The sequence below is a fragment of the Flavobacterium longum genome (genome assembly GCF_965137575.1).
In the GTDB taxonomy this organism is placed as follows: Bacteria; Bacteroidota; Bacteroidia; order Flavobacteriales; family Flavobacteriaceae; genus Flavobacterium; species Flavobacterium longum.
This window is the reverse complement of sequence record NZ_CBCRZJ010000003.1, coordinates 536,647-554,699: the sequence shown is the minus strand read 5'-3', so window position 1 is coordinate 554,699 and position 18,053 is coordinate 536,647. Positions and strand designations below refer to the sequence as shown.

The 18,053-nt window shown below is 51.8% G+C and carries 15 protein-coding genes; 3 read left to right on the top strand and 12 right to left on the bottom strand.

All coding sequences use genetic code 11. The features are described from left to right. Positions 1 to 11 precede the first annotated feature (11 nt). From ACM9J1_RS08175 to ACM9J1_RS08125, 11 genes are all read right to left on the bottom strand, one after another. Positions 12 to 704 (bottom strand): acetolactate decarboxylase, encoded by a 693-nt coding sequence (locus tag ACM9J1_RS08175; protein ID WP_415581543.1) that lies wholly within the window; start codon positions 702 to 704, stop codon positions 12 to 14. Beyond that, complete coding sequence (locus tag ACM9J1_RS08170) at positions 701 to 970, bottom strand: heavy-metal-associated domain-containing protein (RefSeq protein WP_415581542.1); 270 nt, start codon at positions 968 to 970, stop codon at positions 701 to 703. The genes ACM9J1_RS08175 and ACM9J1_RS08170 overlap by 4 nt, the downstream gene beginning before the upstream one ends. Next, positions 967 to 1,791 carry a methyltransferase domain-containing protein gene (locus tag ACM9J1_RS08165; RefSeq protein ID WP_415581541.1) on the bottom strand — a complete coding sequence of 275 codons (825 nt, stop codon included), beginning with the start codon at positions 1,789 to 1,791 and terminating at the stop codon, positions 967 to 969. Before ACM9J1_RS08165 ends, ACM9J1_RS08170 begins: the two co-directional genes overlap by 4 nt. A gap of 6 nt (positions 1,792 to 1,797) precedes the next feature. After that, positions 1,798 to 2,004 (bottom strand): YgaP family membrane protein, encoded by a 207-nt coding sequence (locus ACM9J1_RS08160; protein ID WP_415581540.1) that lies wholly within the window; start codon positions 2,002 to 2,004, stop codon positions 1,798 to 1,800. A 9-nt stretch (positions 2,005 to 2,013) separates the two neighbouring features. After that, on the bottom strand, positions 2,014 to 2,313 hold the full coding sequence (gene trxA, locus ACM9J1_RS08155) for a thioredoxin (protein ID WP_415581539.1): 300 nt from the start codon (positions 2,311 to 2,313) through the stop codon (positions 2,014 to 2,016). 1 nt (position 2,314) lies between these two features. Beyond that, positions 2,315 to 2,632, bottom strand: coding sequence for a rhodanese-like domain-containing protein (locus ACM9J1_RS08150; protein ID WP_415581538.1), 318 nt, complete (start codon positions 2,630 to 2,632; stop codon positions 2,315 to 2,317). A gap of 16 nt (positions 2,633 to 2,648) precedes the next feature. Beyond that, positions 2,649 to 4,064: an MBL fold metallo-hydrolase gene (locus ACM9J1_RS08145; protein ID WP_415581537.1), complete on the bottom strand. Its 1,416-nt coding sequence runs from the start codon at positions 4,062 to 4,064 to the stop codon at positions 2,649 to 2,651. A gap of 128 nt (positions 4,065 to 4,192) precedes the next feature. Continuing rightward, on the bottom strand, positions 4,193 to 5,605 hold the full coding sequence (locus ACM9J1_RS08140) for an MBL fold metallo-hydrolase (protein WP_415581536.1): 1,413 nt from the start codon (positions 5,603 to 5,605) through the stop codon (positions 4,193 to 4,195). Positions 5,606 to 5,807: 202 nt separating this feature from the next. After that, positions 5,808 to 6,194, bottom strand: coding sequence for a DUF983 domain-containing protein (locus tag ACM9J1_RS08135; protein ID WP_415581535.1), 387 nt, complete (start codon positions 6,192 to 6,194; stop codon positions 5,808 to 5,810). Positions 6,195 to 6,415: 221 nt separating this feature from the next. After that, positions 6,416 to 7,042, bottom strand: a complete 627-nt coding sequence (locus tag ACM9J1_RS08130; protein ID WP_415581534.1) for a Crp/Fnr family transcriptional regulator — start codon at positions 7,040 to 7,042, stop codon at positions 6,416 to 6,418. Between the two features lie 119 nt (positions 7,043 to 7,161). Beyond that, complete coding sequence (locus tag ACM9J1_RS08125) at positions 7,162 to 9,516, bottom strand: DUF4397 domain-containing protein (protein ID WP_415581533.1); 2,355 nt, start codon at positions 9,514 to 9,516, stop codon at positions 7,162 to 7,164. Between the two features lie 304 nt (positions 9,517 to 9,820). Between ACM9J1_RS08125 and ACM9J1_RS08120 the strand changes: the two genes are divergently transcribed. The 3 genes from ACM9J1_RS08120 to ACM9J1_RS08110 are packed head-to-tail and all read left to right on the top strand — an operon-like array spanning position 9,821 to position 12,836. Continuing rightward, positions 9,821 to 10,900, top strand: coding sequence for an efflux RND transporter periplasmic adaptor subunit (locus ACM9J1_RS08120; RefSeq protein ID WP_415581532.1), 1,080 nt, complete (start codon positions 9,821 to 9,823; stop codon positions 10,898 to 10,900). After that, a complete protein-coding gene (locus ACM9J1_RS08115; protein ID WP_415581531.1) occupies positions 10,897 to 12,156 on the top strand; it encodes an ABC transporter permease in 1,260 nt (419 codons plus the stop codon). Before ACM9J1_RS08120 ends, ACM9J1_RS08115 begins: the two co-directional genes overlap by 4 nt. Continuing rightward, complete coding sequence (locus ACM9J1_RS08110; protein ID WP_415581530.1) at positions 12,156 to 12,836, top strand: ABC transporter ATP-binding protein; 681 nt, start codon at positions 12,156 to 12,158, stop codon at positions 12,834 to 12,836. Before ACM9J1_RS08115 ends, ACM9J1_RS08110 begins: the two co-directional genes overlap by 1 nt. Before the next feature lie 64 nt (positions 12,837 to 12,900). Here ACM9J1_RS08110 and ACM9J1_RS08105 read toward each other — a convergent pair whose 3' ends face one another. Then, a complete protein-coding gene (locus ACM9J1_RS08105; protein WP_415581529.1) occupies positions 12,901 to 17,655 on the bottom strand; it encodes a beta strand repeat-containing protein in 4,755 nt (1,584 codons plus the stop codon). Between the last annotated feature and the right edge of the window lie 398 nt (positions 17,656 to 18,053).

The window sequence follows — 18,053 nt, the reverse complement described above, 5'->3', positions numbered from 1 at the left end:
GTAAGATTTAATTATTGTGAAAGGTATAATTTCATGTTGCCTGCAAATTGAACTTGCTCCACGTGTCCCATTTTTAGGTGTTCGGCGGTCATCAAATGCATATGGATAAACGTATCATGATGCGTAAAAATTGCCTGGTGCCTGGTCGAGTAGAAACCAACAATCGTCACTTCTTCCGAGCCCAAATCGTAATTCACCTGCCCGGTATGCGCATCGTCGGGTGACGCAACAGTTTTTCCTTCCGGCAAATTGACGATATGGATGTTTGCTTTTACGATTGGGCCAACCAACTTAAAGACAAAGGGTTGTTCGCGGTTTCCGGCGAGCGTTTGCAAATATTTCTCGAGTGACACATGATCTGTGACCGTTTTGGGAAGATTGTGCGGCCGCCATGAGATAACATTTGCATAAACAAAAAAAGGTGCTTTCACGGCGAAAGTCTCGGTTACTTCCATTTCAGTTCGGGAAACCACCTTTGAGCGATAGGACTTTCCGTCCACGACCATGATTTCACCCGCGAGGTTTTCACATGGTCCCAATCCGTATAAGTGGTTTTTGTTGGATATTGTGTCAAGCGCAATCGTGCCGTAAAGTTGTCCTTTCCACATCACATTTTTCATTGCACCCGATACCCGGACGGTTGTTTGGGCCGATGACGATATCGACACGATAAGACACGATAAGACGACCCAATATGTTCTCACTCTGCGGTTTTGGTCATATTTCCGACGGCGCAACTTACAAAGGAAATTCCTTTGTGCAACAAACTGTTGTGGCCTTTTTCGGGATAACCGAGCTTGGACAATTTCGCCACGATAGTGTCGCGATTGGCGTCGCCCGTCACGGTCACGGTGTCGGTTTCCTTGTCGATGGCCACTTCAGACACATCGTCCATCTTCAGGAGCGCGGTCTTGATGCTGTTCATGCAGCCGCCGCACTTGATGTTTTCGACTTCTATTTTTTGGATCATCGCTTTCTTATTTGATATTTTTCGTCGTATGCCACGGCGTCTTGCAAGGTTGACAACGGGATTTCACGTTCGCTGGCGACCAACACTTCAGAAAAATCGGTGCTGATGCTGGCGTTGGTTACCCCGTCGATGGCCTTGAATTTTTCCGTAATGGTTTGCTGGCAGCCGCTGCACGTGATGCCTTCAAAATGGTACAACGCCACATGCCCATTTTTTTTCCGCAGTGAGAAAATGGCTTCGGCACCCGCGCGTTTGTCCACAGAATTTTGTGCATCGGCCATCATTTCTACGGCAAAAGCGCCGGCAAACAATTGCTTGTATTCACGCACGCTTCCGCCGAACGGCGGCCCGGTTTCGAAGTCGCGGTTGAACAATACGCCGGCCAGCATTCCGTCGTCGGCCAGCAATTGGTGCATTTTCCAGACGTAGCGTTGGCGCAGGCTTGGCGGCAACGCGCAAAAGAAGGTTTGTTCCAGGATGATGTCATACTGGCCGTCGTGTGCGAAGAAATCGCCCAAGACGATGTTGATGGGCTTTCCCGCAAACTTTGCGCGTAAATTTTCCACCAGCGTAGGGGCAATGTCAATCACGGTGACATTCGTAAAGCCTTGTTCCAATAGGTATTCGGCCTCGTAACCGTTGCCACAACCCGGAATAAGGATTTTTGCATTCTTGTGCTGGATGCGGTCGATATGGCTTTGGAGCGGCGGGGAAACCTTGCCCAAATCCCAGCCTGTATCGTTGGCCTGGTACTGGTTGTCCCAGTAGGTTTGGTCTAGCGTGAGATCACAGCTTACCGTACAGCATTTTTCAGGTTCCATGAGTTTTTATTTCTGTTCGCGCGTATCAATTCCGAAAGGGAAATACAACGGACACGTGCCCACGAGCGATGTCAGCACGAAGACCACGGCAATCGCGCCGAAAATCATCGTCTGGGTGGCGTCTATCGTGCCGGTGAAATAGAGTATCGCGACCACAACCGCAAATACCACGCGCATTCCGCGGTCCAGCATTCCCATGTTTTTTTTCATCATCAGTCTTTTTTAGTTGATTTTCTCCAGCACGGTGCCGATGATTTCATCTTTCGACATGACGCCGGATTGCCGCCACAAAGGCTTTCCCGACCGGAACAGCATCATCGTGGGCACGCCGCGCACCTGCATTTGTGCCGCAAGTTGCGGATTTCTATCCACATCAATCTTGATAATTGTCAGGCGCTCGCCCAAACTGTCTTTGACTTGGCTGAGAATGGGCATCAACGTCTGGCATGGGCCGCACCACGTGGCATAAAAGTCAACCAATGTAGGCGTGTCGGAAGCAATCAAGTCGTCGAAGCTGGCCATGCTACCGTTTTTTTTGTTGCACAATCTGATCGACGCGGTTCCACGTGCCGCCATTGATGACATTGTTGAATCCGTTGCGTTCCAAAATCGATTTGGCCTGGCTGCTGCGCATGCCGCTGCGGCAGAACACGACAATTTCAGGTTTTCCCTTGAATTTGACAAGCTGGTTCTGGATTTGGTCCAGCGGAATGTTAACCGAACCTTTTACATGGCCCGACGCGTATTCGCTTGGCGTGCGCACGTCCACCAAAAAGGCATTTTCGCTGATTTGCAATCCGGACGATGCCGAACCGAACAAAGATTTGAGTATTCCGAACATAGTAGGTGTGTAAAGGTTATTGTAAAACTTTGCTCTGACAGACGAAGTCGGTTCTCGGAACGCTGGTTTTTGCGATGGCATTGAAGCCGCCGTCCACTTCGCTGAAATTGTGGTAGCCGCGTGCCTGCAGGATGGACGCCGCCATCATGGAACGATAACCGCCTGCGCAATGCAGGAAGAAATGTTCATCAGGATTGATGTCCTTGATCCAGTCGTTGATGGCCGCCAATGGCCGACTGTAGGCTTCCGCCACATGCTCGGCTTCGTATTCTGAGGGTTTGCGTACGTCGATGACTTTGCTTTCCCCGATTTTCACTTGGTTGGCGAAATCCTCGGCCGTAATCCTGTTCACGGTTTCCGTTTCAAAACCGGCCTGTTGCCACGCTTCGAATCCGCCTTTCAGGTGTCCGATGACGTGGTCAAAACCCACGCGGGCCAAACGGGTCACGGTTTCTTCTTCCAGACCCGGATCGGTCACCAATACAATGGGCTGTTTCACATCGCCGATGAGTGCACCAACCCACGGGGCAAAATCGCCCGAAATCCCGATGTTAACCGATTGAGGAATGTAGCCTTTCGCAAAGTCGCCGCTTTTTCTGGTGTCGAGAATGAGCGCGCCGGTTTCTTCGGCTACAGCCTCGAACTCGTTGGCATGGATGGCGCGAAGCCCGTTGTGGAGTACTTTCTCGAAACTGTCGATGCCCGATTTGTTCATCGCGACATTGGCTCCGAAATACGACGGCGGCGGCAACAATCCGTCGGTGACTTCCTTGATGAACTCGGCTTCGGTCATGTTGGCGCGCAACGCATAGTTGTTGGCTTTTTGTTCGCCGATGGTGGAAACCGTTTCCTTACTCATGTTTTTTCCGCAGGCCGAACCCGCACCGTGCGCCGGATAGACGATGACATCATCGGGCAAGGTCATGATTTTCGTCCGTAGCGAATGGTATAAGGTAGCGGCCAATTGGTCTTGCGTCATGGAAGCGGCTTTCTGCGCCAGATCCGGACGGCCAACATCGCCGATAAACAATGTGTCGCCCGAGAATAAGGCGTGTTCTTTTCCGTTTTCGTCGATCAACAGGTAACTCGTGCTTTCCATGGTATGGCCGGGCGTGTGCAACACCTTTATCTTGATGTCGCCCACGGGAAAGACTTGGTTGTCTTCGGCCGAAATGAAATCGAAATCGGGGTTGGCGTTGGGGCCGTACACCACGGGCGCGCCGGTTTTCCTACTCAGGTCGAGATGCCCAGACACGAAATCTGCGTGGAAATGCGTCTCAAAAATGTATTTCAAAGCGACACCGTCTTTGTCGAGCCGGTCTGTATATGGCTTGGTTTCGCGCAACGGGTCGATGATGGCGGCTTCGCCCCGAGACGTGATGTAGTATGCGCCTTGGGCAAGGCATCCGGTATAAATCTGTTCTATTTTCATCGTTTGTGTTTTGTAGTTGAACTGTTGCAAAGGTACGGCAACGGCTCAGGTTTTATAGTGACAAAAGTTACAAAGAAAAAACGCCACCCGAAAGCAGCGTTTTCCTATGGAACAAATAACCAAAAAAACTATAACAATGTGGTCGGGCAAACGTAATCGGTTTTGGGCAGGCCGGTGTTTTTTAGTCCGGCGAATCCATCGGAAACATCCATGAAATTGTCCCAGCCGCGCTGTTTCAGGATAGAAGCCGCGATCATGCTGCGGTAGCCGCCGGCGCAATGCACGATGAATTTTTTGTCTTTCGGGAATTCGGCGAGATGCGTATTGATTTCATTGAGCGGTACGTTGGTGGCCGCGACGAGGTGTTCAGACGCGTATTCGCTGCGTTTGCGGACATCGAAAATCGGTATCTGTGACAAGTCCATGTGTTCCATTTCCTGTGCCGAAATCCGGTTGACCGTGTCGATTTCAAATCCGGCTTGTTTCCAGGCCTCGAAACCGCCGTCGAGGTAACCGATGGTATGGTCAAACCCGATGCGCGAGAGCCGGATCAAGGCTTCTTCTTCCGTGCCTGGGTCGCATACCAGGAGGATTTCTTGTAGGGTATCGATGACCATTTCGCCAACCCACATCGCGAAAGAACCGTTTAGCGCAATATTGATGCTGTTCGGGATGAAGCCTTTGGCGAAATCTGCGGCGTTTCTCGTATCGAGCACGAGCGCGCGGGTTTCGGTAGCGGCCATTTCAAACGCTTTCGGATTCATTGGTTTTTTGGCTTTTTGCATTACCGCGTCTAGGTTTTCATAGCCTTTGATGTTCATCAGCACATTGGCCGGAAAGTAGCCCGGTGGCGCAGTCAAGCCCGTGAGTACGGCTTTCACGAAATCATCTTCAGACAAGTTCGGATTAAGGGCGTAATTGGTTTGTTTCTGATGGCCCAGCGTATCGGTGGTTTCCTTGCTCATCATTTTGCCGCACGCCGATCCCGCACCATGGTTCGGATACACGATCAAGTCATCGGACAGCGGCATAATTTTCTCGCGCAATGAATGGTACAAATGGCGCGCGAGTTTGTCCTGTGTCAGGTCGGCGATGACGTGCTGGGCCAAATCCGGCCTTCCAACATCGCCAATAAAAAGTGTGTCGCCGGTAATGATGCCGTGCTCGTGGCCATTTTCGTCGATGATCAAATATGTGGTGCTTTCCATGGTGTGGCCGGGCGTATGGATCACTTTCACCTTACAATGCCCGATGTCGAAGATTTGTCCGTCGGTGGCGCAAATGATTTCATAGGCAGGTTTCGCGGTTGGGCCATACACGATTTTCGCGTTGGTCTTATTGGCGAGATCCAGATGTCCGGAAACGAAATCTGCGTGAAAGTGCGTCAGGAATACATATTTGATCTTAGCGTTGTCTTTGAAGGCGCGGTCAATGTACGGTTGGACTTCACGCAGCGGATCAAAAATGGCTGCTTCGCCATTGCTTTCCAGATAATAGGCCGCGTGGGCGATGCATCCGGTATAAATCTGCTCGATTTTCATGGTGAATTCAATTTTAGCGTTTCACGCAAAACTAATGGCATCGTTTGTCCTGATGTGTGACGATTGTCAGGTAAAAATCAGAATTTCATCAGTATTTACAGTATGTGACAAAACTCACAAAGCGAATTTCACAGGCATTTCCTTCGTCCGGAAATAACAAAAAAGCCACCGGAAGGCAACTCTTTTTTTGATGGATCCCACATCAGTTTTTCACGGAAGCATTTTCGCACGCCGAACCCTGATGGTATTTGTCGTCATTGTGGAAGAAAATCGTCAGCCACAACACCCGGGACAGACGCATCAGCCACGGCTGCAGCATGATCAGGAAAACGATGTGTACTGGTAACCAATAGAAGATTTCCTTGTCGCGGAAGCCATAACCCGTAATGAGTGACCACGTGACGAAACTGGTCACGGTAAGCGCGACGGTCACCATGTAACTGATGTAGCCCGTACCATGATAGAATCCAGGTTCCAGCTCGGTGCGTTGCCCGCAAACCGAACATTGTTTGACCATTTTGTTGCCGCTGAAAACGTGATACCATTTATGGACGAACAATTCGCCCTGATGGCAGCGCGGGCATTTCATGGAAAATAAATGTTTTAAGTAAAGAAACATATTGCTCATATTTCCCGCAAAGCTACACCCGCTGCCCGGAAACGAATGTGATAAAAGTTACTAATCCCAAAATTTGAACACCAACGTGTCCACCTGTATTTTTCCGCAATGATAAGGGTTGCGGTTTACGCGCTTTGAGGTGAAAGATATACCGGTAAAAAGCAAAGCAGGGTTGGCTGAAAGACGACCAATTATTTCAGCAGTTCGATGTGGTTTCTGTGGAGTTTCAGTGCGCCGCGTTGCTCCAGCTTCTTGAGCAGGCGCGAAATCACCTCGCGGGAGGTGTTGAGGTCGGTCGCGATTTCTTGATGCGAGAGTTTCAAATCCATGCAGCCACAGGCGTCTTTTTGGCGTTTGAGGTAGAATTCCAGCCGCTCATCCATGGCTTTAAAGGCAATACTGTTGATGACTTCCAAGACTTCCTCGAAACGGCTGCGATACGTATCGATGACAAATTCATACCAACTGCGGTGCTGCATCATCCATTTGTCCATCAGCGGCAGCGGTACCAGGAGCAGTTCGGCATCTTCCACCACTTTGGCCATAATCTGGCTGGTTTCGCGCTTGGTGGCGCAAATCATCGAAATCGCGCAGGCTTGGCCGGGTTGCAGATAATACATGAAAAACTCTCCGCCTTCATCGTCTTCCCGGTAAATCTTGATGCTGCCGCTCATCACCAGTACCGTGTTGTTGATGTACTGACCGGTACGCATGATGACATCGCCCGCCTTGAAAGATTTCTCTGTCGCGTGCGCCGCAATATCATCCACAAGCGCATGGGAAAACGAAGGGAAAAACTTTTTCAGATCTTGTTGCATGGCAAAGGATTTCAACAAAGCTAGCGGATTTTTCCCGATTACGAATAGGATTTCACCACGCAAAAAAACCGCCACTAGGGAATGGCGGTTTTTGGCACTAAGAGCAGAACAAGTAAAGACTAGTTGGCAACAACTATTTTGTTTCTGAAGACGACCTCGTCAATGTTGCTTTCCAGCAAGTAAATCCCTGAAGCCAATCCTTCGATATTGACGGTATCACCGGCAGCCGAAAGTACTTTCCTGCCATTCTGGTCATATACCGTGTTGGTGATTTGGGAATATCCGAACGGAATCGCCAAAGATATCGTTGATCTTGCCGGGTTCGGGTAAATGGCAGGTTTTGCCTGGTCGTTTTCTCCTATTGACAATGTCGTCAACGGCAACTGCACCAGCGGTCCGCCGGCAGGCAGGGCAACCCAGAGCCCGAATGCCGGCCCGTCGCTGTTCTGTGCCGGGTCGAGGAATCCGCTGGCCAATACGGTCAGTGCGGCCCCGTCGAGGTTGAGGGTATCGAGTGGTGCGAGGTAGCTTGCCACGACGGTCGATCCGTCTGCGGTGGCCACGCTCAGGGTGTAGTCAGCAGTAGGCAGCTCGAGGTAGCCTGCGAATTCGGTGTAATCGAGGTTGTCCACGATGGTTCCCGCGCCCACGGCCTGTACGTCCACGGTCGGTGCGTCGGTGGCGCCGTGGAACACGAGTACGTCGGTATTGGTGGAGACGTTCGCGGCCTCACGTGCGGTAGGGTATACGTAGATGTTGAAGGGCTGGTTCGGGGTGTAACCCGATGGGCTCACGATGCCGTTGGCGATGGCGATGTAGGTCTCGCCCGCGGTCAGGGTCTCGGTGAGGTTGTAGATGCCGTCGGCGGATGAGGTGCTGTCGGCAGGCGCCACGTCGATGGAGAGCGGCACACCGGCTGGCACGTCGATGAATGGCGTCGCGTTGCGGAAGGCGAAATCATTAAGGAGCAACACATCGTTCACATAGACGTCCACCTGTGCGGCAGCAAGGTCTGCGGAATTGTGGATGACCTGGAGGCGTGAGGTGATGGTCGCACTAGGCAACTGCACTAGCGGTCCGCCTGCAGGAAGCGCCACCCAGAGCCCGAATGCCGGCCCGTCACTGTTCTGTGTCGGATCGAGGAATCCGCTGGCCAATACGGTGAGCGCGGCCCCGTCGAGGTTCAGGGTATCGAGCGGTGCGAGGTAGCTTGCCACGACGGTCGATCCGTCTGCGGTGGCCACGCTCAGGGTGTAGTCAGCAGTAGGCAGCTCGAGGTAGCCTGCGAATTCGGTGTAATCGAGGTTGTCCACGATGGTTCCCGCGCCCACGGCCTGTACGTCCACGGTCGGTGCGTCGGTGGCGCCGTGGAACACGAGTACGTCGGTATTGGTGGAGACGTTCGCGGCCTCACGTGCGGTAGGGTATACGTAGATGTTGAAGGGCTGGTTCGGGGTGTAACCCGATGGGCTCACGATGCCGTTGGCGATGGCGATGTAGGTCTCGCCCGCGGTCAGGGTCTCGGTGAGGTTGTAGATGCCGTCGGCGGATGAGGTGCTGTCGGCAGGCGCCACGTCGATGGAGAGCGGCACACCGGCTGGCACGTCGATGAATGGCGTCGCGTTGCGGAAGGCGAAATCATTAAGGAGCAACACATCGTTCACATAGACGTCCACCTGTGCGGCAGCAAGGTCTGCGGAATTGTGGATGACCTGGAGGCGTGAGGTGATGGTCGCACTAGGCAACTGCACCAGCGGTCCGCCTGCAGGAAGCGCCACCCAGAGCCCGAATGCCGGCCCGTCGCTGTTCTGTGTCGGGTCGAGGAATCCGCTGGCCAATACGGTCAGTGCGGCCCCGTCGAGGTTGAGGGTATCGAGCGGTGCGAGGTAGCTTGCCACGACGGTGGATCCGTCTGCGGTGGCCACGCTCAGGGTGTAGTCAGCAGTAGTCAGCTCGAGGTATCCGGCGAATTCGGTGTAATCGAGGTTGTCCACGATGGTTCCCGCGCCCACGGCCTGCACGTCCACGGTCGGTGCGTCTGTCGCGCCGTGGAACACGAGTACGTCGGTGTTGGTCGATGCGTTGGCGGCCTCACGTGCGGTAGGGTAGACGTAGATGTTGAAGGGCTGGTTCGGGGTGTAACCCGCCGGGCTCACGATGCCGTTGGCGATGGCGATGTAGGTCTCGCCCGCGGTCAGGGTCTCGGTGAGGTTATAGATGCCGTCGGCCGAGGAATCGCTGTCAGCGGGAGCCACGTCGATGGAGAGCGGCACACCGGCTGGCACGTCGATGAATTGCGTCGCGTTGCGGAAAGCGAAATCATTAAGGAGCAACACATCGTTCACATAGACGTCCACCTGTGCGGCGGCCAGATCCGCCGAGTTGTGGATGACTTGGAGGCGTGCGGTTTGGGCAACGGCCCAGCCGCCACATAAGAGCAGGAGCAGTGCGGTTAGTTGAGTAGTTTTTTTCATGATTTTTTGTTTAATGTTTTATCAAAAATAATAAACAAAATAATCCAATAGAAATTTAACTTACTTAATATCAAATATTTAACTTTTGTGTAAACCTATTCTAAATCGGTATTCTGTCAAAACTGCCGCCATTAAAGCCATAAGCAAATTATTTTTGTTTAATTATTTTTTATTAAAATATAACTGTTGTTAAATATGAGTTAAAGAAAATATACAGATGTAGCTATACTGGGCGTTTCGAACTTTGCACTTAACTTGATACCAGTCATAATTCTCGTCCGTAATTTGATTTACCTTTGATGCTATGAGGAATGCTTCTTACTTTTTACTCGCAGTAATGATGGCCGCCTGTAGCGATGAGAGCCAAAAGGTTCGGGTCACGTCGGGCCAGATTTCGGAATCGGTATATGCATCAGGTGTGGTGAAGGCAGTCAACCAATACCAAGTTTTTTCGCCGGTCACGGGCATCATCGATACCATTTATGTTTCGGAAGGCGATACCATCCCGGCCCATGGTCGTATCTTGTCTGTTGATGCCAACGTGCCAAAATTAAATAAGGACAATGCTGCATTAGCAGCGTCATTTACCGACATCCGCGCCAACACAGGCAAGCTCAAGGAAGCAGAACTCGCCGTATCGCTCAGCAAGAGCAAGATGGCCAACGATTCGCTGATGTATGCCCGGCAAAAACGGTTGTGGCAACAACAGATAGGTTCTAAAGTGGAACTAGAGCAAAAGGCATTGGCCTACGAATCATCGAAAACGGCATACGCCTCCGCCCGGCTGAATTACAACGATTTACAGCGCCAGTTACGGTTCAATGATTCACAATCGCGGAAGAACCTGATGATTTCAGGGCAAATCGCCGATGACTATGTACTGAAAAGTAAAATATTCGGCACGGTATACAGCATCTATAAAGAGAAAGGTGAAATCGTCAATCCGCAGACACCACTCGCCGTGGTTGGTGACGCCGGCAATTTCATCTTAGAAATGCAGGTGGACGAGCACGATATTTTCAAGATACGGAGAGGATTGCCGGTCATCGTATCGTTTGACAGTTATAAAGGACAAGTGTTTGATGCCGTGGTGACGAAAATCGATCCGCTGATGAATGAACGCGGGCGCACATTCAAGGTGGAAGCTTCGCTCCGCAAGCCGCCGGCACGCTTGTATCCGAACATTTCATTCGAGGCCAACATTGTCTTGGCAACGAAGAAAAAGGCGCTATTGGTTCCGCGAAGTTATGTGGCTGGCGATTCTGTCGCCTATCGGAGCAACGGCGATAAAATCCGCGTCAAGACAGGATTGAGAGATTATCGGATGATTGAAATCACCGCAGGTCTTTCTGCAAACGATGAACTGATGCTTCCGCCCGAATGAAATACAAATTACTCCGAAATATTGCATTTTCACTCGTGATGTCGCGTTGGCGGCAAACGGTTGTCGCGGCGGTTGGCGTTACTTTCAGCATCACGATGTTCGTCGCCTTGCTGAGCTTCATGTCGGGACTGAATGACTTGCTCGACGGGCTTATCCTGAACCGAACGCCACACATCAGGCTGTACAACGACATCAAGGCCACCACGCCCCAGCCCATAGACCAATCGGCGCAGTTTTCCGGCCACTATAATTTTATCCATTCCGTCAAGCCTAAAGGAGAACGCCCGGAATTGTACAATGTTTTGGGGATAACTGCTGCACTTAAAAAAGACAAGCGTGTTTTAGGAATAGCGCCCAAAGTCAGTACGCAGGTGTTTTACAATGCCGGTACCATTGACCTGAACGGCACCATCGACGGCGTTGACGTTGAAGCCGAAGACCGTTTGTTCCATTTTTCGGATTATGTGGTTTCGGGCCATTATGCCGATCTGAAGAACACACCCAATAGCATCATGCTGGGGATAGGTGTTGCGCAAAAAATGCTCGTGCAACCCGGCGACGTCGTACAACTCACAACCGCAAAGGGCGAACATGTGCAACTTAAAGTGGTCGGGTTTTTCCAATCGGGCATCCGCGATATAGACAACGTCCAGAGTTATTGCTCGGTGGCCACTACCCAGAAATTACTGGGCGTTTCCGCGAATTACATTACCGATTTACAGGTGAAACTGCGCGACATTGAACTCGCGCCTGCACTTTCCAAGGAGTATCAGTCGCTGTTCGATGTAGACGCCATCGACATCCAGACGGCCAACGCACAGTTTGAAACCGGAAGTTCCATCCGGACATTGATTTCCTATTCGGTTGGGATTACACTTTTAATCGTGGCCGGTTTCGGCATCTACAACATCCTGAACATGATGATTTACGAGAAAATGGATTCGATTGCCATCTTAAAAGCCACCGGATTCTCAGGCCGTGACGTCAAGGCCATTTTCATCATCGCCGCTTCGGCGATTGGCGTTGCCGGCGGACTGCTCGGACTGGTATTTGGACTCGGCGTTTCTGCCCTCATTGACCAGATTCCGTTCAATACCGATTCGCTGCCCGCCGTAAAGACGTACCCAATCATCTATGATTCCAGTATTTACATTATCGGGTTTTCGTTCGCATTCATCACCACGTATTTTGCCGGCTATTTCCCGGCGCGACGGGCCAGTAAGATTGACCCCGTAATCATCATCAGAGGAAAATAATGGCTGAATCAATCTTAAAAGCAGCAAGTATTTCAAAGTATTTCCATGATCCGGTGCAGGTCAAGGTGTTGGATGATGTATCGCTTGAGGTCAAGAAGGGTGAATTTGTGTCGGTTATCGGGAAATCCGGTTGCGGAAAGTCGACCTTATTATATATTCTTTCTACGATGGATACCGATTACACCGGAGAACTCTGGATCGACGGCGAGTTGACGCGCGACAAAAAAGAACACGAACTCGCCCAGATCAGGAACGAAAAAATAGGTTTCGTCTTCCAGTTCCACTACTTGCTCAACGAATTCTCCGTACTCAAAAATGTGATGCTTCCGGGTCTTAAACTGGGTAAGATCAGCGAAGAAGAATTGGAATTCCAAGCCATGGAGAAACTCAAAATCCTTGGGATAGATCGCATGGCGGCCAAGAAAGCCAACCAACTTTCGGGCGGCGAAAAACAACGCGTAGCCATTGCCCGGGCGCTCATCAACAACCCGTTGATTATTATGGCCGACGAACCCACGGGCAACCTCGACCGCCGGAATACCGAAATGGTCTTCGACATCTTCAACGAACTGAGCGGGCAATACGGCCAATCACTTTTGGTGGTTACCCACGACAACGAATTTGCGGGACGTACAGACCGCATCATCGAAATGCTAGACGGGAAAGTGCTGCGGATGTAGGCGTAACCAAATAAAAAAAGCCCGAAAACAGATCGCTTCCGGGCTTAAAAAAAGTGTTGTTTATTTATTTCTTGATGACCTTAAAAGTTTGTGAAGCGTTCTCGGCAGTTACTTTCACCAGGAACATTCCCGCCGGCAGCGCGCTCATATCGATTTGTGCCGATGTAGCGTTTCCGTTTTTCGAGATCAGGCGTTGCCCCGTAATACTGTAAACTTCCACTTGCATCAGGACAGTTGTGTAGTCGATATGCAGCACATCGTTCACCGGGTTCGGGTAAATCATGAACAGGTCGCGGCCGAATTCGCCGGTGCCCAATTCCGTCACCGAAATACAATCAGACGTTACCGTACAATTGCCGTTTGAAACCACAACGTAGTAGTCGCCTGTGACTGTCGGGATGAACGCCTGTCCAGTCTCGCCGGCAATCACCTCGCCGCCGCATGTGTACCAAGTGTAGGTTGCGTCGGATTGGGTTGCGGTAACGATGCCGCCGCTTTGCGTGACTTCCGCGTTTGGTGCCTCATTAACCGTAACGGTTGTTTCGTCCGATACCGCAGAATCACAGTTGCCGTTATTCACGGAAACCGAGTACGATCCTGAATCTGTAACGGTAATCGATGCCGTCGTCGCGCCGTTGGACCAGACGTTTCCGGTCGCCGATGACGAGGTCAAGGTCACGCTTCCACCTTCGCAGAACGTCGTTGCGCCCGAAGCCGTAATCGTAGGCGTGGCCGGCAATGCGTTTACCGTAACGGTTGTGGCAGCGGATACAGCCGACGTACATGTGCCGTTATCGACAGAGACCGAATATGAACCCGCTTCCGATACCGTAATCGATGCCGTCGTCGCGCCGTTTGACCAGACGTTTCCGGTTGCAGATGAAGAGGTCAAGGTCACGCTTCCGCCTGCACAGAAAGTGGTCGCGCCCGAAGCCGTAATCGTTGGCGTTGCCGGCAATGCATTCACGGTGACCGTCGTCGTAGCGGAAACCGCTGAATCACAGTTGCCGTTATTCACGGAAACCGAGTACGATCCTGAATCTGTAACGGTAATCGATGGCGTCGTCGCGCCGTTAGACCAGAGGTTTCCGGTTGGTGATGATGAGGTCAAGGTCACGCTTCCACCTGCGCAGAAAGTGGTTGCACCCGAAGCCGTAATCGTTGGCGTCGCCGGCAATGCATTCACGGTGACAGTCGTCGCGCCCGAAACCGCCGAATCACAGTTGCCGTTATTCACAGAAACAGAATAAGAACCTGCTTCCGTAACGGTAATCGATGGCGTCGTCGCGCCGTTGGACCAGACGTTTCCGGTGGCCGATGATGAAGTCAAAATGACGCTTCCGCCTGCGCAGAAAGTGGTTGCACCCGAAGCCGTAATCGTTGGCGTCGCCGGCAATGCATTCACGGTGACAGTCGTCGCGCCCGAAACCGCCGAATCACAGCTGCCGTTATTCACAGAAACCGAATATGAACCTGCTTCCGTAACGGTAATCGATGGCGTCGTAGCACCGTTTGACCAGACGTTTCCGGTTGGTGATGATGAGGTCAAGGTCACACTTCCGCCTTCGCAGAAAGTCGTCGCGCCAGAAGCGGTAATCGTTGGCGTGGACGGAACAGGATTAACCGTTACGGCAGTTGAAACGGAAGGATTAGAGTTGCAGCTTCCGTTGTTGACGGTTACGAAATATGATCCAGAATCCGTAACGGTAATCGACTGTGTTGTCGCACCGTTGGACCAGACGTTTCCGGTGGCCGATGATGAAGTCAAAATGACGCTTCCGCCTGTGCAGAATGTGGTTGCACCAGAAGCCGTAATCGTTGGCGTAGCTGGCCCAGATGTAATCGATACCACGGTGGGTAACGATGGCGGCGTTGCGCATGTTCCGTCATTGACGGAAACGGTGTACGAACCTGCTTCCGTAACGGTGATCGAAGGCGTTGTGGCACCGGTTGACCAGACGTTTCCGGTTGGTGATGACGAGGTTAAGGTTACACTTCCACCTGCGCAGAATGTGGTTGCACCAGAAGCCGTAATCGTTGGCAAGCTTGTCGTAAAAACAGCGCTGATGGTATGGCTTGTCGTCACATTCGTAAACGTGTACGATGCAATATTGCCTTGCGAAACACCGTCCACAAAGACATTCGCAATGGCGTAACCACAATTCGGCGTAATGGTGTACGACTGGCTTCCATTGGTGGTCACGGTGGTTGTGCCCGATGGCGAAATCGTACCGTTGGTGCCCGCGGCAGCCGAAATCGGAAATCCGCTCACGTTGGTTTCGTCCGCGCCAGGCGTAGGATTGGTCGCGCTTCTCGGTTGGCAATCGATGTCGTCAACGACGCTCGCAATCGGCACTCCGATGCCCTCGATGGTCGGGTTGCTTCCGGCCGTGAGGTGCAAATCGGTTGGCGCGGTAAAAATCGGTTGCACCTCGATTGAATTGGCCTCTTTTGAGGTCAAAGTCTGCCAAGCAGCCAACGTCGCATAACTGGTTCCGACGGTATTTGACAGGCCGCCTGCACGGAAGCCGCCATCCTGAGCGCCAGCACTATAAAAAACGTTGTTGTTTGATATGAGGTTGTTGAACGTCGTGCTCAATGTTCCGAATGCATAAGTCTTCACAGCGCCACCACCTGTAGCGATTTGCGTGGTCGAGACAATGTTGTTCTTCATTTCCACCGATGGGTCAAGCCCCGAGATGGCGATGCCGTAGCTTGGCGATTGGTTTGTTTCAGGTCCGCGATCGCCGTAAAGTGAAATGGAATTGTTGTAGAGTTTGGTCTCGGATGCCACCGCGCCCACGACCCAGATACCAGCTACGTGATAATTGAATTGGGACATTCCCGACACATTGCTGATCATGTTGTTCCGTACAATATTGGGCGTGCCGAACGCTGTCCCGGAAATGGCGATGCCCGCCGAAGAACCGCCCAAATCAACGGTGCTTACCACGCCGGTAATCCAGTTGTTGGCGACCAATGCACCGCTGATGCCGCCGCTGGTGACACTCGGCGAATAGGCTTGGCCCGTTCCGATGGCAAGGCCAACTGTTTCGCTGGAATCAGTCGTCGAGTTGTTGATGTAAACCTTGTTATAGGTGACTTGCGGATTGGTTTCGTTGGAGATGATCACGGCGTATTTGGAAACCTTCTCGGTTCCGGTAGCCGAAATGTCGTTCTGGGTAATGACCAGCCCGGTATTTGGGTTGCTTGTCGTGGACCCGGCCGACCAAATGCCGATACCGGCTTTTTTAACCGCACAGTTTTCCACCCGAGTATTTTGGTTGTTGACCAACGACGGTACTTGGCTGCTGTGTGGAAATACGCGGAACATAATGCCGTATCCGGTGCTTGGCGAAGCCCCGAAAACGTTGACGTTTTTAATCGTGTTGTTATAAGCGCCGTTGGTCGCCGACTGGAACAAGATGCAGGCGGTGTTGGCGCCGGTGTTGTTGACGAACGTCAATTGTCTTATTGACGCGTCGCCACCAATCAGGCAACCCGGGGCATTGGCACCCGCAAGCGATCCGTTGATGGTGATATTGTCGGCGCCTTCAAATCTGATCAGGCCGAGATTTGCGATGCTGTTGCTGATTGATCCAGTTACGGTTCTTGGCGCGCCATAAGGCTGGATCAAAACCGGGTGGTTGCCGGCAATCTGGTTCAGTGCGATATTTCCGGTTTCGCCCGTTAAATCAGAAATGATGTTGATGGTCAGCGGCCCGGAAACGCCTGCAATCCTAGTGTTGATTTGCTGGAAGATGCCGCCAGCGTTTGTCAATGAAGGATAATCGCCACCAGCGCCTACGGTGTAAGTGCCCGACATCGGCGGCAAAACATCCGTAATCGTGAGCGTGGCCGTTTCGCCGTTGGCAATGGTCGTGCCCACCGGATTGGAGAGCGTCAGGCCAACCGTTTCAGCATTGTCGAGTACGAAATCGGCAGCCACCGGAATCGTAAAAGTCTTTGGAGTCATGTCGCCATCGGCCCAAGTCAATGTCCCGGAAGCCGCCGTATAATCCTGTCCTGCGATGGCAGTGCCGTTACTCGTGGCGTAGTTTATCGAAATCGCACCTGTGCTTCCGCCGTTGCGGTTCACGGTGATAACAGCATTCGTGTTTTCAGATGCGGTAAATTGTACGTTGTCAAACGACACGTTGCCGGCCGCACCCGGCGTGGTGTAAAAAAGTTGGATGTTCGGCCGCCCGCCTTCCGGAACGCCGTAGTCATTATCGTCGAAGGGCGATGTCCAGGAATACCAATATTGAGAAGAATTGCTGGGGCCGGGCGACCATCTGAACTGTTTGGCGGTCATTGATTCCGTTATGGCATTTCCCCCGTTTGTCTCCACCAAAACCTGGATGTTGTTGCCGGTATAGGTGACAGGCGTCGTGAATGGAATATTGATCCAGCCGCCGGGCACGAACGCCGTGGATGGCATTGTTCCGGAGTACGCCGGCGAGCCTGTCGGCACTACATTCTGATAAATCATCGAAAAGTAGCTGGTACTGGTGCCGCGATTGCTCACATACACCTTCATGGGTGTATTCTGAGGCGCGGAAACCGACTGCAAGTAATACCGAATGCCCGTAATGGTTGAGCCGGCGGGCATGCCGAGTTCTGCGGCGGTATAGATTGATGCCAACCGCTCATGGTTGTCGTTTACCGACAGCGGCCGGTTGTCCAAGAATGTGTAGGTGTTTCCCGCCGGGATGGTGAGCTGGGAAAACAGTGTCTGGCAGCATAAAAGCAATGCTGCGAAAAGGGAAAATTGCGAAAGCCATGAACGTTCCCGCCTGAAAAGATAATTCTGTTTCAATTTGATTAGTTTAGTTGATTAAGGTTCTAACGTTTATAGAAAAATGGGCCAAACGTACGTAAATATCCTGAGGGTGCTTTCCCTTAGCATGTTAATGTTTTGACTGCTTTTCCTACTTGTTTTGCAAGCCGCTACAGCTCAATTTTTTAGCGCAATGATAGCCATTATGGGCAGTTCAATTTTATTGGATGAACGAGCGTAGGCTTCTGAAGGATTTTCGTCGGGAAGGCAGGGATGAGCGTTTTGTGGTTTTGCGGAACGTCGGGTTTGATTTGAAAAGAAAGGGGTGGAATGGTGGATTGTTGGGGATGTTGCTGGGGTTGCCTTAAAGAGGAAAAGGAGTTGGCTGGATTTTTTTTTGGGTTTAACTCCGCTGCGCTCCGGTGAACCCTGAGCGG

What these genes read in the sequence shown, in the direction of transcription:
- ACM9J1_RS08170 (WP_415581542.1), bottom strand. Translation starts at nt 970, where the DNA reads ATGATCCAAAAAATAGAAGTCGAAAACATCAAGTGCGGCGGCTGCATG.
- ACM9J1_RS08165 (WP_415581541.1), bottom strand. Translation starts at nt 1,791, where the DNA reads ATGGAACCTGAAAAATGCTGTACGGTAAGCTGTGATCTCACGCTAGAC.
- ACM9J1_RS08160 (WP_415581540.1), bottom strand. Translation starts at nt 2,004, where the DNA reads ATGATGAAAAAAAACATGGGAATGCTGGACCGCGGAATGCGCGTGGTA.
- trxA (WP_415581539.1), bottom strand. Translation starts at nt 2,313, where the DNA reads ATGGCCAGCTTCGACGACTTGATTGCTTCCGACACGCCTACATTGGTT.
- ACM9J1_RS08150 (WP_415581538.1), bottom strand. Translation starts at nt 2,632, where the DNA reads ATGTTCGGAATACTCAAATCTTTGTTCGGTTCGGCATCGTCCGGATTG.
- ACM9J1_RS08145 (WP_415581537.1), bottom strand. Translation starts at nt 4,064, where the DNA reads ATGAAAATAGAACAGATTTATACCGGATGCCTTGCCCAAGGCGCATAC.
- ACM9J1_RS08140 (WP_415581536.1), bottom strand. Translation starts at nt 5,605, where the DNA reads ATGAAAATCGAGCAGATTTATACCGGATGCATCGCCCACGCGGCCTAT.
- ACM9J1_RS08135 (WP_415581535.1), bottom strand. Translation starts at nt 6,194, where the DNA reads ATGAAATGCCCGCGCTGCCATCAGGGCGAATTGTTCGTCCATAAATGG.
- ACM9J1_RS08130 (WP_415581534.1), bottom strand. Translation starts at nt 7,042, where the DNA reads ATGCAACAAGATCTGAAAAAGTTTTTCCCTTCGTTTTCCCATGCGCTT.
- ACM9J1_RS08125 (WP_415581533.1), bottom strand. Translation starts at nt 9,516, where the DNA reads ATGAAAAAAACTACTCAACTAACCGCACTGCTCCTGCTCTTATGTGGC.
- ACM9J1_RS08120 (WP_415581532.1), top strand. Translation starts at nt 9,821, where the DNA reads ATGAGGAATGCTTCTTACTTTTTACTCGCAGTAATGATGGCCGCCTGT.
- ACM9J1_RS08115 (WP_415581531.1), top strand. Translation starts at nt 10,897, where the DNA reads ATGAAATACAAATTACTCCGAAATATTGCATTTTCACTCGTGATGTCG.
- ACM9J1_RS08110 (WP_415581530.1), top strand. Translation starts at nt 12,156, where the DNA reads ATGGCTGAATCAATCTTAAAAGCAGCAAGTATTTCAAAGTATTTCCAT.